The sequence below is a fragment of the Paralysiella testudinis genome (assembly GCF_016894345.1).
GTDB lineage: Bacteria > Pseudomonadota > Gammaproteobacteria > Burkholderiales > Neisseriaceae > Paralysiella > Paralysiella testudinis.
In genome coordinates this window covers 1,453,325-1,466,856 of sequence record NZ_CP069798.1, presented here as the reverse complement: position 1 = coordinate 1,466,856, position 13,532 = coordinate 1,453,325, and the positions used below count along the sequence as shown (strand labels likewise).

The 13,532-nt window shown below is 50.3% G+C and carries 18 protein-coding genes; 17 read left to right on the top strand and 1 reads right to left on the bottom strand.

Translation table 11 applies throughout. The features are described 5' to 3' along the window. Window positions 1-59: 59 nt before the first annotated feature. A complete protein-coding gene (gene acnD, locus JQU52_RS07635) occupies window positions 60-2,681 on the top strand; it encodes a Fe/S-dependent 2-methylisocitrate dehydratase AcnD (RefSeq protein WP_230337930.1) in 2,622 nt (873 codons plus the stop codon). A 265-nt stretch (window positions 2,682-2,946) separates the two neighbouring features. Here the strand turns inward: acnD and JQU52_RS07630 are convergent, their stop codons facing one another. After that, a complete protein-coding gene (locus JQU52_RS07630; RefSeq protein WP_230337929.1) occupies window positions 2,947-3,927 on the bottom strand; it encodes an integron integrase in 981 nt (326 codons plus the stop codon). Between the two features lie 112 nt (window positions 3,928-4,039). Between JQU52_RS07630 and JQU52_RS07625 the strand changes: the two genes are divergently transcribed. The 16 genes from JQU52_RS07625 (at window position 4,040) to JQU52_RS07550 (ending at window position 13,268) form a co-directional block, all read left to right on the top strand. Further along, the gene (locus tag JQU52_RS07625) at window positions 4,040-4,831 is read left to right on the top strand and encodes an AadA family aminoglycoside 3''-O-nucleotidyltransferase (RefSeq protein ID WP_178928966.1); all 792 of its coding nucleotides are present in this window, start codon (window positions 4,040-4,042) and stop codon (window positions 4,829-4,831) included. Between the two features lie 80 nt (window positions 4,832-4,911). After that, the gene (locus JQU52_RS07620) at window positions 4,912-5,385 is read left to right on the top strand and encodes a hypothetical protein (protein WP_230337928.1); all 474 of its coding nucleotides are present in this window, start codon (window positions 4,912-4,914) and stop codon (window positions 5,383-5,385) included. A 546-nt stretch (window positions 5,386-5,931) separates the two neighbouring features. Beyond that, on the top strand, window positions 5,932-6,144 hold the full coding sequence (locus JQU52_RS07615) for an SHOCT domain-containing protein (RefSeq protein WP_230337927.1): 213 nt from the start codon (window positions 5,932-5,934) through the stop codon (window positions 6,142-6,144). 634 nt (window positions 6,145-6,778) lie between these two features. Beyond that, window positions 6,779-7,246, top strand: coding sequence for a DUF6998 domain-containing protein (locus tag JQU52_RS07610; protein ID WP_230337926.1), 468 nt, complete (start codon window positions 6,779-6,781; stop codon window positions 7,244-7,246). A gap of 109 nt (window positions 7,247-7,355) precedes the next feature. Next, entirely contained in the window at window positions 7,356-7,676 is a 321-nt protein-coding gene (locus JQU52_RS07605) for a hypothetical protein (protein WP_230337925.1), read from the top strand. Between the two features lie 13 nt (window positions 7,677-7,689). Continuing rightward, on the top strand, window positions 7,690-8,226 hold the full coding sequence (locus tag JQU52_RS07600; protein ID WP_230337924.1) for a hypothetical protein: 537 nt from the start codon (window positions 7,690-7,692) through the stop codon (window positions 8,224-8,226). Window positions 8,227-8,348: 122 nt separating this feature from the next. Next, window positions 8,349-8,750 carry a hypothetical protein gene (locus JQU52_RS07595; protein ID WP_230337923.1) on the top strand — a complete coding sequence of 134 codons (402 nt, stop codon included), beginning with the start codon at window positions 8,349-8,351 and terminating at the stop codon, window positions 8,748-8,750. A gap of 92 nt (window positions 8,751-8,842) precedes the next feature. Further along, the gene (locus tag JQU52_RS07590; RefSeq protein WP_230337922.1) at window positions 8,843-9,148 is read left to right on the top strand and encodes a hypothetical protein; all 306 of its coding nucleotides are present in this window, start codon (window positions 8,843-8,845) and stop codon (window positions 9,146-9,148) included. A gap of 125 nt (window positions 9,149-9,273) precedes the next feature. Next, window positions 9,274-9,762 (top strand): O-acetyl-ADP-ribose deacetylase, encoded by a 489-nt coding sequence (locus JQU52_RS07585; protein WP_230337921.1) that lies wholly within the window; start codon window positions 9,274-9,276, stop codon window positions 9,760-9,762. A gap of 175 nt (window positions 9,763-9,937) precedes the next feature. Further along, window positions 9,938-10,261, top strand: a complete 324-nt coding sequence (locus JQU52_RS07580) for a type IV secretion protein Rhs (RefSeq protein ID WP_230337920.1) — start codon at window positions 9,938-9,940, stop codon at window positions 10,259-10,261. 21 nt (window positions 10,262-10,282) lie between these two features. Next, window positions 10,283-10,495 (top strand): DUF7336 domain-containing protein, encoded by a 213-nt coding sequence (locus tag JQU52_RS07575; RefSeq protein WP_230337919.1) that lies wholly within the window; start codon window positions 10,283-10,285, stop codon window positions 10,493-10,495. Window positions 10,496-10,597: 102 nt separating this feature from the next. Further along, a complete protein-coding gene (locus JQU52_RS07570; protein WP_230337918.1) occupies window positions 10,598-11,023 on the top strand; it encodes a nuclear transport factor 2 family protein in 426 nt (141 codons plus the stop codon). Between the two features lie 61 nt (window positions 11,024-11,084). Further along, the gene (locus JQU52_RS07565; RefSeq protein WP_230337917.1) at window positions 11,085-11,576 is read left to right on the top strand and encodes a hypothetical protein; all 492 of its coding nucleotides are present in this window, start codon (window positions 11,085-11,087) and stop codon (window positions 11,574-11,576) included. Window positions 11,577-11,647: 71 nt separating this feature from the next. Next, a complete protein-coding gene (locus JQU52_RS07560) occupies window positions 11,648-12,040 on the top strand; it encodes a lysozyme inhibitor LprI family protein (protein ID WP_230337916.1) in 393 nt (130 codons plus the stop codon). Window positions 12,041-12,428: 388 nt separating this feature from the next. Beyond that, entirely contained in the window at window positions 12,429-12,935 is a 507-nt protein-coding gene (locus tag JQU52_RS07555; RefSeq protein ID WP_230337915.1) for a DUF2716 domain-containing protein, read from the top strand. Between the two features lie 84 nt (window positions 12,936-13,019). Then, the gene (locus tag JQU52_RS07550; RefSeq protein WP_230337914.1) at window positions 13,020-13,268 is read left to right on the top strand and encodes a DUF1272 domain-containing protein; all 249 of its coding nucleotides are present in this window, start codon (window positions 13,020-13,022) and stop codon (window positions 13,266-13,268) included. The last annotated feature ends 264 nt before the right edge of the window (window positions 13,269-13,532 follow it).

The window sequence follows — 13,532 nt, the reverse complement described above, 5'->3', positions numbered from 1 at the left end:
TTGATCCACCCATAAAAAAAATCATCCAGCAATAACCTTAAGGAATGGAAGCAGAAACCATGAACACCAACGCCCAATATCTCAAACCCCTGCCCGGCACCGATCTCAAATACTACGATGCCCGCGCCGCCTGCGAAGCCATCGCCCCCGGCAGCTACGACACCCTGCCCTACACCAGCCGTATTCTGGCGGAAAACTTGGTGAACCGCGCCGACAATGTCGATCAAGCCACGCTCGATTCCTGGCTCACCCAACTCATCGAGCGCAAACAGGAAATCGACTTTCCGTGGTTTCCCGCGCGTGTGGTGTGCCACGACATTCTCGGCCAAACCGCACTGGTGGATTTGGCCGGCTTGCGCGATGCGATTGCCGACAAAGGCGGCAATCCTTCAAAAGTAAACCCTGTGGTGCAAACCCAATTGATTGTCGACCACTCGCTGGCAGTGGAATGCGGCGGCTTCGACCCCGATGCCTTCCAGAAAAACCGCGATATTGAAGACCGCCGCAACGAAGACCGTTTCCACTTTATCAACTGGACCAAAACCGCATTTGAAAATGTAGACGTGATTCCGGCGGGCAACGGCATTATGCACCAAATCAACTTGGAAAAAATGTCGCCCGTGGTTCAAGTAAAGACAGATAAAAACGGCCAGGGCGTCGCCTTCCCCGACACCTGCGTGGGCACCGATTCGCACACCCCGCACGTTGATGCGCTGGGCGTGATTTCCGTGGGCGTGGGCGGCTTGGAAGCCGAAACCGTGATGCTTGGCCGCGCTTCAATGATGCGCCTGCCCGACATCGTGGGCGTGGAGCTCACCGGTAAGCGCCAAAGCGGCATCACCGCCACCGATATTGTGTTGGCACTCACCGAATTTTTGCGCAAAGAGCGCGTAGTGGGCGCATTTGTGGAATTCTACGGCGAAGGTGCCGAAAGCCTGTCTGTGGGCGACCGCGCCACCATCTCCAACATGACCCCCGAATACGGTGCCACCGCCGGCATGTTCTACATCGACCAGCAAACCATCGATTATTTGAAACTCACCGGCCGCGACGATGCGCAAGTGAAATTGGTGGAAACCTATGCCAAAACCGCCGGCTTGTGGGCGAGCGAATTGAAAAACGCCGTGTATCCGCGCGTGTTGACATTCGATCTTTCCACCGTAGGCCGCAATATGGCCGGCCCCTCCAACCCACACGCCCGTTTTGCCACCGCCGATTTAGCCGCCAAAGGCTTGGCCGCGCCTTACGAAACGCCTGCCGACGGCAAAATGCCTGATGGCGCGGTGATTATCGCCGCCATTACCTCGTGCACCAACACCAGCAACCCGCGCAACGTGGTGGCCGCTGCCCTGCTGGCACGCAATGCCAACAAACTGGGTTTAATCCGCAAACCGTGGGTGAAATCCTCGTTTGCGCCCGGCTCCAAAGTAGCCGAAATCTATTTGCAAGAAGCAGGCTTGTTGAGCGAATTGGAGCAGCTCGGCTTCGGCATCGTCGCCTTTGCCTGCACCACTTGCAACGGCATGAGCGGCGCGCTCGACCCGCAAATCCAGCAAGAAATCATCGACCGCGATTTATATGCCACCGCCGTATTGAGCGGCAACCGCAACTTCGACGGCCGCATCCACCCCTACGCCAAACAAGCTTTCTTGGCTTCGCCGCCGTTGGTGGTGGCCTACGCCATTGCCGGCAGCATCCGTTTTGATATTGAAAATGACGTATTGGGCGTTTCAGACGGCAAAGAAATCCGCCTGAAAGACATCTGGCCGACAGATGAAGAAATCGACGCCATCGTGGCCGAACATGTGAAGCCGCAGCAATTCCGCGATATTTACATTCCCATGTTCGACACCGGTGCCGCCGAAAAAGCACCCAGCCCGCTCTACGACTGGCGCCCCATGTCCACCTATATCCGCCGCCCGCCTTATTGGGAAGGCGCATTGGCAGGCGAGCGCACCCTCAAAGGCATGCGCCCGCTGGCGATTTTGCCCGACAACATCACCACCGACCACCTGTCGCCTTCCAACGCCATTTTGATGAACAGCGCCGCCGGCGAATACCTGCACAAAATGGGGCTGCCTGAAGAAGACTTTAACTCCTACGCCACCCACCGCGGCGACCACCTCACCGCCCAACGCGCCACCTTCGCCAACCCCAAATTGTTTAACGAAATGGTGAAAAACGAAGACGGCACCGTGAAGCAAGGCTCGCTCGCCCGCGTAGAACCCGAAGGCCAAACCATGCGCATGTGGGAAGCCATCGAAACCTATATGAACCGCAAACAGCCGCTGATTATCGTGGCCGGCGCCGACTATGGCCAAGGCTCGAGCCGCGACTGGGCCGCCAAAGGCGTGCGCCTCGCGGGTGTGGAAGCCATTGTGGCCGAAGGCTTCGAGCGCATTCACCGCACCAACCTGATTGGCATGGGCGTGTTGCCGCTGCAATTTCTGCCCGGCACCAACCGCAAAACGCTGGAATTGGGCGGCACCGAAACCTACGACGTGATCGGCGAACGCATCCCGCGCGGTGAACTTACTTTGCTTATCCACCGCGCCAATGGTGAAACTGTGAAAGTGCCCGTCACCAGCCGTTTGGATACCGCCGAAGAAGTGCTGATCTACGAAGCCGGCGGCGTGCTGCAACGCTTTGCGCAGGATTTTTTGGAAGGCAATGCGGCTTGATAAAAGCCGACACAAAAACATTCAGGCAGCCTAAATAGGTTTTTAGGCTGCCTGAATGTTTCTGTACTGATGCTTATAAAATAAAAGCAATCCAAACAAAATCCGTGTTTATCTGCGTTTCGATTTTCTTAAACTGTGATTTTTACCTTGCCAGCCCCCAGAGCCTGTTTACGCTCTTTTTTCAGCAGCATATTTTTCAGGACAAAATCATATTTGCTTCATGTTTGCATGACCTGCCCAATGTGCCATTATCTAAAAAAGCAGTTCACAATCTATCCAGCGGGCTATCCACTCCACAGCCGCCCTTATTCAATACATGAGTATAAATCATCGTGGTGGCCACATCCGCATGCCCCAGCAACTCCTGAACCGTACGAATATCATAACCTGCCTGTAAAAGATGGGTTGCAAAACTGTGCCGCAAAGTATGCGGCGTGGCCGGTTTGGCCAAACCCACTGCCTGCACCGCCCGCTTCATCGCTCGCTGCAGCAGCTTTTCATCGATATGGTGGCGACGTACCGCGCCGCTACGCGGGTCGGTAGAATAGCTGCCAGAGGGGAAAACATACTGCCAGCCCCATTCAATGGCTGCATTCGGGTATTTTGCCGCCAGCGCATCAGGCAGGTACACCGCCGCCTTGCATTGTGCCAAATCATCGTCAAACAATAAGCGGCGGTGGCGCAGATGTTCTTGTAGAGGCGCTACTGTCTTTTGCGGCAGCATGGTTACCCGATCCTTTGCACCCTTGCCATCCCGCACCACAATTTCCAGCCGCTCAAAATCCACATCTTTCACACGCAACCGCGCACACTCCATCAAACGCATACCTGTGCCGTAAAGCAACTGTGCCATCAAGGCATACACTCCTTGCATCCGCAAAAGTACGGCCGCCACCTCATTTTGTGTCAACACCACCGGCAAACGAGCCGGTCTTTTGGCACGTACCATCTCATTCATCCAAGGCAAATCTATAGCCAATACCTCTCGATACAAAAACAACAAGGCGGATAAAGCTTGATTTTGCGTTGATGCCGCCACATTGCTCCGCACCGCCAAATCCGTTAAAAATGCCGTTACCTCCCCACCACCCATTTCACGCGGATGCCGCTTGCCGTGAAACAAAATAAAGCGTTTGATCCACTGGACATATTGATCTTCGGTTCGTATACTGTAATGAAGCAAACGCAATTTTTCCCGCACCAAATCCAACAACTTAGGCGCTGTAGGTGTGTTTTTAAGTACCATATCAAACCTCTAGTATTGGTTATTATGGAAAACCATTGGGTTGAATTGTGTTATACACCTATTTATTAAGGAAATATACACCTGAACAGGTGTATATTAAGCGTTAGACATCATGAGGGTAGCGGTGACCATCGAAATTTCGAACCAACTATCAGAGGTGCTAAGCGTCATTGAGCGCCATCTGGAATCAACGTTGCTGGCCGTGCATTTGTACGGCTCCGCAGTGGATGGCGGCCTGAAGCCATACAGCGATATTGATTTGTTGGTTACTGTGGCCGTAAAGCTTGATGAAACGACGCGGCGAGCATTGCTCAATGACCTTATGGAGGCTTCGGCTTTCCCTGGCGAGAGCGAGACGCTCCGCGCTATAGAAGTCACCCTTGTCGTGCATGACGACATCATCCCGTGGCGTTATCCGGCTAAGCGCGAGCTGCAATTTGGAGAATGGCAGCGCAATGACATTCTTGCGGGTATCTTCGAGCCAGCCATGATCGACATTGATCTAGCTATCCTGCTTACAAAAGCAAGAGAACATAGCGTTGCCTTGGTAGGTCCGGCAGCGGAGGAATTCTTTGACCCGGTTCCTGAACAGGATCTATTCGAGGCGCTGAGGGAAACCTTGAAGCTATGGAACTCGCAGCCCGACTGGGCCGGCGATGAGCGAAATGTAGTGCTTACGTTGTCCCGCATTTGGTACAGCGCAATAACCGGCAAAATCGCGCCGAAGGATGTCGCTGCCGACTGGGCAATGGAGCGCCTACCGGCCCAGTATCAGCCCGTCTTGCTTGAAGCTAGACAGGCTTATCTTGGACAAGAAGAAGATCGCTTGGCCTTGCACGCTGATCAGTTGGAAGAATTTGTTCACTACGTGAAAGGCGAGAGCACCAAGGTAGTCGGCAAATGATGTCTAACAATTCGTTCAAGCCGACGCCGCTTCGCGGCGCGGCTTAACTCGAGCGTTAGGTATCAATACCGGAGAATTTCGTGTCCGAATATCTTGAAAACTTGTTCTTAGAGTTTCATCAGGCCGCTCAAAAGGCACGCGATGCGGATGACAAGTACATCATCATTGATAGAGTTTACGAGAACATTGATGATCTATCTGTGTTTCCGTTTGCGGATGTTCTGAACAAAATAGTTGCGCTTATTGAGCAATATCCAGAACTTGACTATGGTGGACCGGGACCTTTTGGAAGCTTCATTGAAGAGCACAAGATATCCGAGTATTCGACGACGCTCCTTGACTCACTTTACCGTCAGCCGAGCATTTCGATTGTTGGCCTGCTCGACAGAGCAGCTATGGAGAATGACTTTCAGAATGGGAATCCAGTTCCTTCGGATCTCCCTCAAAAGTTTCGCGAATGTCTGGAACACGTTGTATCAAACCCAAAGACAAACGAATCGTGCAGAGAATTTGCAATGACATGCCTGCAAGACCTGAGAAAGCGAACCAATTGATACCTAACAGTTCGTTCAAGCCGACGTTGCTTCGTTGCTTGCCGGCGTGGTACGCTTAAGCTACCACGTCGTCCGCGCAACTGCGCCACGCGGCTTAACTCAGGCGTTAGACCTGCTCTGGAAATTAGTTGGCATCTCAAAAAAGCATGAAAAGCTGGCCAAGATCAATCGCTGCGGTTTTAGGGTGGGCATCGGCTATCTGTGCTGCTTTCTTTGGTTGGCTCTATTACTCGGAGTTTTGGCAGTATAGAAATATGTTCAACGAAGAAGGGCGATACTTCGATCCAGACACACTGATTGTCCACGATGACGATTCATTCGTTTATTTCTGGCTCTCAGCAGCCGCGTTACTTGTTGCAGTGGCTTGTTTATGGCTTTCCCACAGGAAAAATCATCGTTCGCATGTCTAACAATTCGTTCAAGTCGATTCGGCTTCGTGGCGCCGACTTTTGTGGTAACGTTTACCACAACGCGGCGCCACTGCGCCTCACAACTTAACTCAGGCGTTAGGCGCAACAAGCCCCTCAGTCTCGCAAGGAGTGCTAAATGCTCGGGTTTCGTGAGCTCATCATTCTTGTCATCGCCTTCGCCTTCTTTATGGGCGTCCTGGCGATCCTCGGTTACGTCGTTTGGAAAGCTGCCAAGAAGAAATCTAGTCCGGCAGCACGCCTCGGAAAGCTCGACGAGCTGCGCGCATCCGGCAAGATCACCCCCGCCGAATACGAGCGGCAGCGTGCATCCATCATCTCTGGCGTTTAACCTTGCGCCTAACATTTCGCTCAAGCGGACAGATCAATCGCTTCGCGATTGATGCTGCCGCTTAGCTCAGGCGTTAGGCCGCACAACCGAGGTGCATCGTGAACTATTTACTCCTGTTTGCAGCCGCCTTTAACTTCATCGCTAGCGCATTGCATTTTGCGTGTGTATTCATAGGGGCTCCTTTATTCCGATTCTTAGGGGCAGGAGAGTACATTGCAAAACTTTCAGAACAAGGCCATTGGTATCCTAAGCTCGTCGCTTTTACTGTTTCGACTGTGCTTGCAGTGTTCGGTCTATATGCCTTATCAGGTGCAGGCATCGTACAACGACTCCCTATCACAAAAACAGCGCTAGTCGTTATTAGTACAATTTACATTGTTCGTGCAGTTTGTTTCCCATTGTTACGTCCAGCGTTCCCCGAGAACAGCTTAAGATTCTGGCTTTTTACTTCTGCAATTTGTCTAATCGTAGGTGTAGCTACTGCCATAGGTTCATGGCAAAAATGGAGTCAGCTCTAGTGCGGCCTAACAATTCGTTCAAGCCGAAAATGCTTCGTGGCGCCGCCTCTTGTGGTAGCCTGTACCACAACGCGTCGCCACTACGCATTTCGGCTTAACTCAGGCGTTAGACCGGCATGGAAAATTCTCAGCACGTTCTAGAGCTACTAGCTGAAGCAAAGAAATTAGCTCAAAAATTCTACGCTGCTACAGGCAAACCACTTGGGATTACTGGAGAAGTCGCTGAATACGAAGCGGCACGCTTGTTAAACTTACAGCTAACTCCTGCTCGTCAAGCAGGCTACGATGCAATTGAATATTCCAATGGCTTACTACGGAAGGTTCAAATTAAAGGGCGCTGCTTACCTGAAAAATACAAACCCGGACAGAGACTTGGATCAATCAAAATTTACTGTGAGTGGGATTGTGTTCTGTTGGTTATTATGAACCATAGCTTCGAAGCTATTGAAATATGGGAAGCTGAGAGAGAGCCTATTGTTGTTGCATTATCAGCGCCAGGCTCAAAAGCAAGAAATGAGCGTGGCTCTCTACCTATAAGCAAATTCAAATCAATAGGCCGTAAGCGATGGTCACTGCCGGTCTAACAATTCGTTCAAGCCGACGTCGCTTCGTGGCCGCCTCGTCGTGGTACGCTTACGCTACCACGCCGCTGCGTCCACTGCGCTACGCGGCTTAACTCAGGCGTTAGACCCCATGAGCGAGCAGACCTTTCCGCTGTCGCCGACTGATTCGCTTGGCCACGTGCTCTCGGTGGGTACACGCGTGCGAATCGAGTCTGTTGCCTCATGCGTGCATGACCTGCCGCTCGAAGATCAGGATCACCTGTGCTCACTGGTTGGACAGGTCCGCGAGATCGTCCAGATCGATTCGTATGGCTTCGTTTGGTTCGCGGTCGACCACGCCGAGCGGTCCGAAGATTTCTGTCTCTTTCCTCGTGAGGTCGTTTTGGACTCGCCGCCGAGCGAAGGGTCTAACCCGACGTTCCAGCGGACCGCTACGCGGCCGCTGAACTAGTGCGTTAGGTGACATGGGACAAACTATCTCGCTCTCACTCCCAGAAGCATATTTACCAGATCTACGTACCGCAGAGGTAAGCTACCCTGTTGCACTTAGCGCAATAGAGGAATATACGCGGCTGGTCGACATTGAAGGAGACGAATCGCTAAAGGCTTACAACGCACTGAAGTACAAACTTGAGCAACTTGTAGGGAAAGACCTGACCAACACCAACTTTTACGAATGGTGGGAAGAAGAAGGAATTGAGGTTTTGTCTTTTCGTATCTCTCTTCCCGATCCCACAAAAACTAAAAGCTCCATAGATGCACCGGCCATCAGAGAGATTGTTAGATTTCTTACTTCGTGCAAACCCGAGGAATTTTCCTCGCAACATCCGTTCGCGAATAAATTCCTGCCCTTTCTGGATGACTGGTTCCATAAGTTTCTCGCACTCAACGCGAAGAGTTACGATAGGCGCTGGTTCTTTCGTCAGAAAGACAGCAACGGGAACTGGTTTGAACATTCCCCTGACGCACTGGTCATGCTATTGACAGGTCATGTCACCTAACAATTCGTTCAAGCCGACGTTGCTTCGTGGACTAGCGGCGGTGTACGCTTGACAGCGTACACCGCCGCTAGTCCACTTCGCACCGCGGCTTAACTTAGGCGTTAGGCAGCACAGGAGAGTTCATGCAATCTTCTTGGTCAATTTCTTACTTCGGAGGTTACAGCGGCATCATGCTCAAGAAGCTTGAGCGTGTCGGTAGATTTGTCGCACAAGAAGTAGAAATGGAACGCCTGCTCATTAATGACGAAAAAATTGAACACGCAAGTTTTATCATCAGCCATGAGGCTGAGAGCTGGCCGTCTCTTGTTATGGATGTTCTTTCCATGGCGCGTAGATTGATGCCTGAGTGGAGCATCATATTGGGTCAAGACTCCATGCGAGGCAGCATTGGCAGTATTCTCAGCGCATATCAGGCAGGTTATAAGTTACCTGCGTCTGGACTTCGCTCTATCCAATGGGAGGCGACGGCAGATCAAAAATACACTCGTTTGCAATGGTTGAGTGGCTCACCGGACCGTTGGTGAAGTGCTGCCTAACAATTCATTCAAGCCGACGCCGCTTCGCAGCGCGGCTTAATTCAGGTGTTAGGGCTCATTTTGAAGGAAGGTGCAACTCGATGAAGTTCCTTAAAGCAGTTGGAAAAATTTTCTTGGTCTTAGCTCTGGTTGTTGTCGGTTTCATAGCCTATGACCGCTACAATTCGCAATTATTGCGCAGTTTTTGTGGCTCGTTAAGTGTCGGATTGGCCGCTGATGCGGTTCTCACAGCGGCGAAAGAAAAAAATTTCGTGATTTTCGATCTCATTGACCGAATCGGAGTGATATCTGTTCTGAATCACAAGAGCCCATTCTTTCGTTACGAGTGCCGCGTATCCGTCAGCAACGGCCAAATCACAAGTGCTCAGATCAATGCAGCAGACTGAGCTCTAACAATTCGTTCAAGCCGACCTTGCTTCGTAGCTCGTCGGCGTGGTACAAACAGCGTACCACGCCGCCTTCTCCACTGCGCAAGGCGGCTTAACTCAGGCGTTAGACAACAAGACATAGAATGCAGCTATCGGCCATAAAAGCAGACATTACCAAGCTAGCAGTTGATGCAGTCGTAAATGCTGCAAACTCCTCCCTGCTCGGTGGCGGTGGTGTCGACGGCGCAATTCACAGAGCTGCTGGCCATGAGCTCGTGAACGAATGCCGCGTGCTTCACGGCTGCAAGACCGGGCAAGCCAAGACTACCGCGGGCTACAAGCTTCCGGCAAAGTACATCATTCACACAGTCGGGCCAGTCTGGAATGGCGGTTCGAATAGTGAACCAGAGCTTCTCGCATCTTGCTACATCAACTCGCTCAAAGAGGCCGAGAGAATTGGGGCTATATCTTTAGCCTTTCCCTGCATCAGCACTGGAATCTATGGGTATCCAGCAGACCAAGCAGCCAGAATCGCGGTCGAGACAGTCTCAACTGCTGACACATCTGTCGAGCAAGTGGTATTTTGTTGTTTTTCAGATCGCGATCTAGAACTATATCAAAGCCTTCTCTAAAAAAACCGTTTGTTGTCTAACAATTCGTTCAAGCCGACCTTGCTTCGTGGCTCGTCGGCATGGTACAAACAGCGTACCATGCCGCTTTCTCAACTGCGCCAGGCGGCTTAACTCAGACGTTAGGCATACTTGGCATCGCCTTAATTTATGCCAAGCTTTTTGAAAGGATTGTTAAATGAGAAATTTACTGCTGGGCATTACATTGGCAGTTACTTTTGTCGTAGGGTTGTTACCTATCACCAACTTTATATCCAGTGCCAATGCCGCTACTTTTAGTTGCTCCGAATACAAAACAAGACTTGCCAATCAGACAGCAAAAGAAGCGGCAACAGATATTCCATCATGGGCAAGCGGTGAAAGACCCTGCAAAAATCCTAATGAAACAGGGAGTGCTTTTGCGAAACGTCTGTTAGATGCAAAATATGGTGCTGGTAATTATAAAACTGGTACCAATACTGAATACTCTAAATTGCAAAAATTCGGCGATAGAGCATTTTAATAATTTTTAAAGGATATCGAGATGAAATCAGCTTACGTAGTTCAACACCTCAGAAAAAAAGACGAGGACAATGAAGATGTAAAAATGATTGGTATTTTTTCAAATAGAGAAAATGCAAATATAGCAATTCAAAAGTTAAAACTTCAACCAGGATTTAGAGACCATTTGGATGGTTTTTCAATTGATGAATATGAGCTTGACAAGGCAGAATGGTCAGAAGGTTTTGGGGGCTAAATTGCCTAACCCATCATTCAAGCAGGACGCACTAAAGCGTGCCCCTTAATTCAGACGTTAGGTGTGCATGGAGAAACTATGAGCAACTCTGACAAAGAATAATTGATTGACCGTTACTTAATTGCCTACAACTCTTTCGACATTGACGGCATGCTCGCGCTCTTGTCGCTGAATGTTCGCTTTGAAAACTACTCCGGCGGACAGTTAACCGATGCCACAGACGGCATCGACAAGTTCAGAGAACTCGCCGAGAAATCCAAGTTACTATTCTCTGAGCGCGAGCAGCGCATCACTAAAATGACGCTCAACTTAGACTCTGCCATTGCTGAGATTGCCTACAGAGGCAAGCTCGCCGTTGACGTACCTAACGGCCCTAGTGCCGGCACCGTCCTTGACCTTCAAGGTCAGTCGGAGTTTTCATTCAAGGCCGGGCAGATCAACAAGATTGTTGACCCAGTTGAGTGCACACCTCACAATTCGTTCAAACCGATGCCGCTTCGTGGCCCGGCCTTTTGTGCTAGCTTCTAGCACAACGCCGTGCCACTACGCAGCGCGGCTTAACTCAGGCGTTATACGGGAGAGGCAAATTATGCCGACCACGAGAGAAGAAGCATTCGAAGCACTTTTTTCAATGAGGCCAGCGAAAGTGTTCCTTGATTCATACCGAATGAAAATCTTACCTGAAAACTTGGATTTTTACTTTGGACCTCCAGATGAGTTCTTCATTGAACCTGAAGCCCAAGAATTATACACCGGAAATTACCTGATACCAATTCTCGACGATGGCAATTTCGATCTGATCATTTTCCTCGACCCAGCAACCAGAGAGATCATCGAGATGGATATCGAGTCGCCTTACGAATATCGAACAGTATTTAAAAGCTGGCAGCAATATCTTGCTTCACTCATGATGAGAATTCGCGAAGGCGTTGACGAAGATGAACGAGTTATTCGCATGGCGCATTTGATCGGCTTCGAATACTTAGAAGAATTATTTTCACATTTCACACAAACGGCAAAGCTTCAGTCCGATGCGTGGCAAGAAGCACAAGACAGATTCATCGCAGATATCCCCGCATAACCATTCGTTCAAGCCGAGCCTGCTTCGCGACCCGCCTTAACTCAGGCGTTAGACCACACTGGAGAAATCAGGTGAACCCCATAAAAGCTGTCGCTATTGCCACATTGCTCATGTCACCTGCTATAGTTCTTGCAGAGAATTACTGCCCCAACATGGACGCGGAAAAGCGACTTGAGTGCTGGAGTCGACTGGCTGACCAAAAAGAACGCTTTCTCAAGGGGGTTATAGCAACTTCTAAGTACAGAGCCGAAACAAATGGCAAGTCTTACGGTTTGGACATTGCAGAAACGCTTAGACTTATAAATAATTCTCAACAGGCTTGGGAAGAATACGCAAAACAAGAATGCGCACTTCAACGCGAGGCAGTTGGAAGCGGAACTGATCGTAATCCACAAGAGATGAATTGCTATCTCGCAAAATTGGACGAGAGAATTTTAGAGATACAAAAAAACTGGCCACAATAGTGTGTGGCCTAACAATTCATTCAAGCCGAACCTGCTTCGCGGCGCGACTTAACTCAGGCGTTAGGGGGCGCGCAATGTCCTTTGATATGTACTTCGATGAGCACCGCGAATCTATCCACTCCCACGAGGAGTTCATTTTCTCGCTCACCTTGTCCGTTCCAGACGCATACCCGGTCTTGAACTCTGTCTGGTCACGTTTCTATTCCAGCTTCATCCTGCCCCCAGACCACGCCAATGCCTTGGTGCATAAGCTTCTGCTGCTGCTTCGGGAGCACGGGAGTTCCAACAAGGAGCTAGCCCGCCTAGTTCTTCGTCTGGTTCAATTCTTCAGCTCGGCTTGGTGCGAGAGATGGTATCTACGCTCTGATCGAAAATCCAAAAGTTACGCATGGCTATTCATAATCAATTGAAATTTTTCAGACAGCATTTAATAAAAGGAGAATCAATGCGTCTATTAGCAGAGCCGGAATACTCAGTTATATGGGACGAGTTCTATCGAAAATACAATTTCAATCCCTCAATAGAAAATTTTCCAAGCATATCTGAGCCTCGGCAATCCATTACCTTCGGCCTTGCCTTGACTCATAATGACGCAATGATTCACGAACTAACTAAATGCATTACTGGTGGCCTAAAGTGTTCTACCTTTGGTAACGAGGAGTTCTATTATCTTGACTGGCAACACCAATGCTATGCCGGAGATGTTTTAGAGCTACGACGCGGTTATTATCCCGATGGCGACTACGCCATAGCGATGAATAAAAATCTAGATTTTGGTACTTTCGGCCACCCTTGGGAAAGAAGCATTTGCATCATAGGCGAAGAGCTTGTGCTACACGTCATACAAAACAAACCACGTATATTTAACTGCATATTAAGAAATAATTTTGCGTAGACAGCCGGCCACGCCGCCTTCATCACTGCGCTAGGCGGCTTAATTCAGGCGTTAGGCCTTCACTAACAAAGATAGAGGACTGAGATGCTTCAACTACGCCCAAGCTGTGAATGCTGCAACAAGGATCTTCCACCGGAGTCCACCGAAGCTCGCATTTGTTCGTTCGAGTGCACCTTCTGTGCTGCATGTGCAGATGGCATCCTGACTGGCTCCTGCCCGAACTGTGGCGGCGAGCTCGTTGCCCGTCCTCGGCGGCCTGCATCCAAGTTGGTAAAGTTCCCAGCATCAACACAACGCGTAGTCAAAGAGAACGGCTGCAATGAGGCTTCGTGAAATCAACCGCTACCCCATTTGCCACCAGCCTAACTGGTCTTGCACACGGACGCCCATGCTTCGCATGGGCGCGGTGAACTTGGGCGTTAGGCCTCATGTCCGACCTCATCGCACGATTTGATGCTGTCATCGCAGATTATTGCGGCCGCATTCCCCGCCTACTGCCCAGAGCGTTGAAACAATCGAGAAGCAAGTGTAGATACTGTCGCTCCCGCCAACCACCAATCAGGCTACCTGAAAGATAAGTTTCAGGCAGCCTTTTTC

What these genes read in the sequence shown, in the direction of transcription:
- acnD (WP_230337930.1), top strand. Translation starts at nt 60, where the DNA reads ATGAACACCAACGCCCAATATCTCAAACCCCTGCCCGGCACCGATCTC.
- JQU52_RS07630 (WP_230337929.1), bottom strand. Translation starts at nt 3,927, where the DNA reads ATGGTACTTAAAAACACACCTACAGCGCCTAAGTTGTTGGATTTGGTG.
- JQU52_RS07625 (WP_178928966.1), top strand. Translation starts at nt 4,040, where the DNA reads ATGAGGGTAGCGGTGACCATCGAAATTTCGAACCAACTATCAGAGGTG.
- JQU52_RS07615 (WP_230337927.1), top strand. Translation starts at nt 5,932, where the DNA reads ATGCTCGGGTTTCGTGAGCTCATCATTCTTGTCATCGCCTTCGCCTTC.
- JQU52_RS07610 (WP_230337926.1), top strand. Translation starts at nt 6,779, where the DNA reads ATGGAAAATTCTCAGCACGTTCTAGAGCTACTAGCTGAAGCAAAGAAA.
- JQU52_RS07605 (WP_230337925.1), top strand. Translation starts at nt 7,356, where the DNA reads ATGAGCGAGCAGACCTTTCCGCTGTCGCCGACTGATTCGCTTGGCCAC.
- JQU52_RS07600 (WP_230337924.1), top strand. Translation starts at nt 7,690, where the DNA reads ATGGGACAAACTATCTCGCTCTCACTCCCAGAAGCATATTTACCAGAT.
- JQU52_RS07595 (WP_230337923.1), top strand. Translation starts at nt 8,349, where the DNA reads ATGCAATCTTCTTGGTCAATTTCTTACTTCGGAGGTTACAGCGGCATC.
- JQU52_RS07590 (WP_230337922.1), top strand. Translation starts at nt 8,843, where the DNA reads ATGAAGTTCCTTAAAGCAGTTGGAAAAATTTTCTTGGTCTTAGCTCTG.
- JQU52_RS07585 (WP_230337921.1), top strand. Translation starts at nt 9,274, where the DNA reads ATGCAGCTATCGGCCATAAAAGCAGACATTACCAAGCTAGCAGTTGAT.
- JQU52_RS07580 (WP_230337920.1), top strand. Translation starts at nt 9,938, where the DNA reads ATGAGAAATTTACTGCTGGGCATTACATTGGCAGTTACTTTTGTCGTA.
- JQU52_RS07575 (WP_230337919.1), top strand. Translation starts at nt 10,283, where the DNA reads ATGAAATCAGCTTACGTAGTTCAACACCTCAGAAAAAAAGACGAGGAC.
- JQU52_RS07565 (WP_230337917.1), top strand. Translation starts at nt 11,085, where the DNA reads ATGCCGACCACGAGAGAAGAAGCATTCGAAGCACTTTTTTCAATGAGG.
- JQU52_RS07555 (WP_230337915.1), top strand. Translation starts at nt 12,429, where the DNA reads ATGGCTATTCATAATCAATTGAAATTTTTCAGACAGCATTTAATAAAA.
- JQU52_RS07550 (WP_230337914.1), top strand. Translation starts at nt 13,020, where the DNA reads ATGCTTCAACTACGCCCAAGCTGTGAATGCTGCAACAAGGATCTTCCA.